The organism is Paenibacillus sp. MY03 (assembly GCF_002165585.1).
Taxonomy (GTDB): Bacteria; Bacillota; Bacilli; order Paenibacillales; family Paenibacillaceae; genus Pristimantibacillus; species Pristimantibacillus agaridevorans.
This window is the reverse complement of record NZ_MXQD01000111.1, coordinates 1-2,797: the sequence shown is the minus strand read 5'-3', so window position 1 is coordinate 2,797 and position 2,797 is coordinate 1. Positions and strand designations below refer to the sequence as shown.

Below are 2,797 nucleotides of genomic sequence, written 5' to 3'. Positions count from 1 at the left end.
TCGTACTGGACGACAAAGAGACGGTGGAGACTCTGCCACTTAATGAGTCTGCATGGCATGCTGGAGACGGCAGCGGGGCGGCAAGCGGGAACAGGACGTCTATCGGGATCGAGATTTGCGAGAGTGGCAATTACGCCGTCACACTATCCCGAGCCGTAGAACTCGTAGCGAAGATGTTGAAGGAGCGCGGATGGGGCGTTGATCGCCTGCGCCGCCATTATGACTGGAGCGGCAAGATTTGCCCGCGCCTTATGTACGACGGCGGCAGCTGGGCGGGATGGATTGATTTTAAAGCACGCGTTGCCGCAGCGATCAATCCACCGATAGTAAAGCCGGAGCCAGAGCAGCCCGTCAAACCTGTCGATGACATCACCGGCCATTGGGCTGAGTCTGCGCTTCGCGATGCGATCAAGGACGGTGCACTTGCTGGATTCCCCGACGGAACAATTCGTCCAGATGAGCCCTTGACCCGAGCACAGTATGCCGTGATACGGTCGAGGGAGCGCCAAGGATAATTTTCCTGACCACAACAAAGCCCGCTATCCAGAGGGACGGCGGGCTTGTTTTTATTTGCGCCGGGCTGCGCGAACCAGCGCCGCGACGCTTACGATTAGAGCGGCAATACTGATGATTAAAGCGGCTGTCTGCATGTCCTATCCCTCCTCGGAGGCCCCGAAGGGCCTGTGTTATTTCTTAACTGCGTCATAGTCTTGAGCGCAATCATCGCAATATTGATATTTGCTGTTATTTCGATGCAACTCGCTTATCTGACTTTCCGTTTGGCACTCATCGCAAATGAATTCAGTTTGCTCACTCATCCCCATTACCTCCCCGCGTAAGCTCGCCAGCATATTGTAGGAGGGGGCGAAGCCCCTCAATCATTCTTCCGTGCTTTGGGCGCTGTTTAACGCCTCTTGCGCTTGCTCCAGCGCAGCCAACTCTCGTTCACAGTATGGGCTTTTGCCTGGTTGACTCTTTAGCCAGTCCGCCAGTTTATACCGGCGATCCGCTAACGCCATGTTGATGGCGCTCATTACATCTGCGCTGATTGTCATTTGATATTTCATTTCCATGTCGATCATCTCCCGTTTATTTTTAGCCTTACCTGTGGTAAGATTGGGAGGAAGGCCGGATGCTACCCGACCTTCCAAGGAACCTTTTAACGTTTGCGCCGCTCGCGCCGTTTGGTTCCTTTTTTCTTTTCCTTCCCTGCCACCCGTATTAGCATGATTGCTGTTACCAGTTGGATGATGGCGGTTAGGAGTCCGACCCAATCTTTCATGTGCTTGTCTCACCTCCTTTCTATACTTTAATTATATACGAAAATCGTTACAATGTCAACGATAATCGTTATATAGTAACGAATAAAGTTGATTATATACGATAGTCGTATTATAATGAACTGAAGAAGGGAGTTGTTGAACATGCTACGATTGAAACTAGATAAATTACTTTTTGAACGGCGTATAAATGCAAACCAACTTTCAAAAATGACAGGGATTCGATATCCAACGATTTTAGATATGGAATCCAACAAATCAAAAGCATGGTCGCCTGAGAACTTAGATAAGATCATGAAGGCACTGGAACTAGAGGATGTTAACGAATTGATTGAGTATGTATCTGAGAATCCCGGTGTTTAGTAGCCGGGAATTTTTGTGCCTTGCATCGCGAACATATGTTTGCATATAATAAGAACATACATTCGATTAAGGGGTGGGTTCAGGTGGAGAAGTATATCGGCAAGGTCGTGCAGCTCATCTATATCGACAAGAAGCGTAATGTGACGATCAGGGACGTTAGGGTATTAGCCGTCAAGGATGGCCGTGTTAAGGCCCATTGCTTCTCCGCCAACGCCATCCGTATCTTTGACATATCGAATATCGTGGACGTGGAGGAGGTAAAACGACATGTCACAGCTTAATGCCACTACACTAACCGGCATGCCCAGCATAGAAGAATTAGAGATGATGCGAGATTACATCATGTTTCCGCATCTTATAACCATGGTGCAAAAAAGCATTGACGATATAAGCTATAAGCAAATCACTCTCAAAAACGTGCTTTTACGCTGCCAGGAGTATATCATGCAGGCGATCAGCGCCGATTTTCGCGGGACTAAGCAAGAGATGAGACGGCGTGGAATCAAAGTAGTCGAGGAAGAGGCCAATGATGGCATCCTATATTTTCGTTATTTTTGCCGCGGGTATGAGGAGCGATTTGGGATCGTACGGGAGGCTTTACGGACTGAGATCATCAGCAAACTGACCAGCTACACCAACAACCTCGGACAGCAATTAAAATCTAATAAGGGGTGATCAATTATGGCAAGAGATAAAGGGCCTAAACGGCCGACAAGGGACGAATATGTGCTGGAGGAAATAGGGGAACGCCTGGTGGAGGCACACCAAGAAGAGGTGACGGTGCAATTGGAGGTATGGTTTCAGAGATCAATTACCGGCCGGATCGTAAAGATGGACTCAAGGACAAAGTTGATTCACGTTGAGCAGAAAAATGGCGAGTTGGAAAAGGTGCCATTTATGGACGTGATGAGAGTGGATAATGCATCTTGACGATAAATGGATATAGATGGTAACATAAAAAAAGAGCCGTATGGGAAAGCATCCCTGCGGCTCTTTTCATGGGGACGGATTGGGGGCGAACTATAGGTCGGACTATAATTTTCAGTATCTTATATATATGTATAACAAGGAAAGAACCCTTATATTATAAGGGTTCTTAATGTGTGTGTTATTTCATATTGGTGTTTGTGATTCCTTGGACGAGTCATGTGGAG

Annotated in this window: 7 protein-coding genes; 5 read left to right on the top strand and 2 right to left on the bottom strand. The window is 47.6% G+C overall.

The genetic code is table 11. The features are described 5' to 3' along the window. A partial coding sequence (locus tag B1748_RS36130; RefSeq protein ID WP_179216016.1) for an N-acetylmuramoyl-L-alanine amidase occupies window positions 1-515 on the top strand: 515 nt, incomplete at its 5' end. A 363-nt stretch (window positions 516-878) separates the two neighbouring features. Here the strand turns inward: B1748_RS36130 and B1748_RS36125 are convergent. After that, a complete protein-coding gene (locus B1748_RS36125; RefSeq protein WP_087571497.1) occupies window positions 879-1,073 on the bottom strand; it encodes a hypothetical protein in 195 nt (64 codons plus the stop codon). 86 nt (window positions 1,074-1,159) lie between these two features. Then, entirely contained in the window at window positions 1,160-1,282 is a 123-nt protein-coding gene (locus B1748_RS37795; protein ID WP_256976162.1) for a hypothetical protein, read from the bottom strand. Between the two features lie 142 nt (window positions 1,283-1,424). Here B1748_RS37795 and B1748_RS36120 point away from each other — a divergent pair, with 142 nt between their 5' ends. The 4 genes from B1748_RS36120 (at window position 1,425) to B1748_RS36105 (ending at window position 2,573) form a co-directional block, all read left to right on the top strand. After that, the gene (locus tag B1748_RS36120; protein WP_087572802.1) at window positions 1,425-1,643 is read left to right on the top strand and encodes a helix-turn-helix domain-containing protein; all 219 of its coding nucleotides are present in this window, start codon (window positions 1,425-1,427) and stop codon (window positions 1,641-1,643) included. Between the two features lie 83 nt (window positions 1,644-1,726). Next, window positions 1,727-1,924, top strand: coding sequence for a hypothetical protein (locus tag B1748_RS36115; RefSeq protein WP_143810491.1), 198 nt, complete (start codon window positions 1,727-1,729; stop codon window positions 1,922-1,924). Beyond that, a complete protein-coding gene (locus B1748_RS36110) occupies window positions 1,911-2,318 on the top strand; it encodes a YhjD family protein (RefSeq protein ID WP_087572800.1) in 408 nt (135 codons plus the stop codon). Before B1748_RS36115 ends, B1748_RS36110 begins: the two co-directional genes overlap by 14 nt. A 6-nt stretch (window positions 2,319-2,324) precedes the next feature. After that, window positions 2,325-2,573: a YolD-like family protein gene (locus tag B1748_RS36105; RefSeq protein WP_087572496.1), complete on the top strand. Its 249-nt coding sequence runs from the start codon at window positions 2,325-2,327 to the stop codon at window positions 2,571-2,573. Window positions 2,574-2,797 lie beyond the last annotated feature (224 nt).

What these genes read in the sequence shown, in the direction of transcription:
- B1748_RS36110 (WP_087572800.1), top strand. Translation starts at nt 1,911, where the DNA reads ATGTCACAGCTTAATGCCACTACACTAACCGGCATGCCCAGCATAGAA.
- B1748_RS36105 (WP_087572496.1), top strand. Translation starts at nt 2,325, where the DNA reads ATGGCAAGAGATAAAGGGCCTAAACGGCCGACAAGGGACGAATATGTG.
- B1748_RS36120 (WP_087572802.1), top strand. Translation starts at nt 1,425, where the DNA reads ATGCTACGATTGAAACTAGATAAATTACTTTTTGAACGGCGTATAAAT.
- B1748_RS37795 (WP_256976162.1), bottom strand. Translation starts at nt 1,282, where the DNA reads ATGAAAGATTGGGTCGGACTCCTAACCGCCATCATCCAACTGGTAACA.
- B1748_RS36125 (WP_087571497.1), bottom strand. Translation starts at nt 1,073, where the DNA reads ATGGAAATGAAATATCAAATGACAATCAGCGCAGATGTAATGAGCGCC.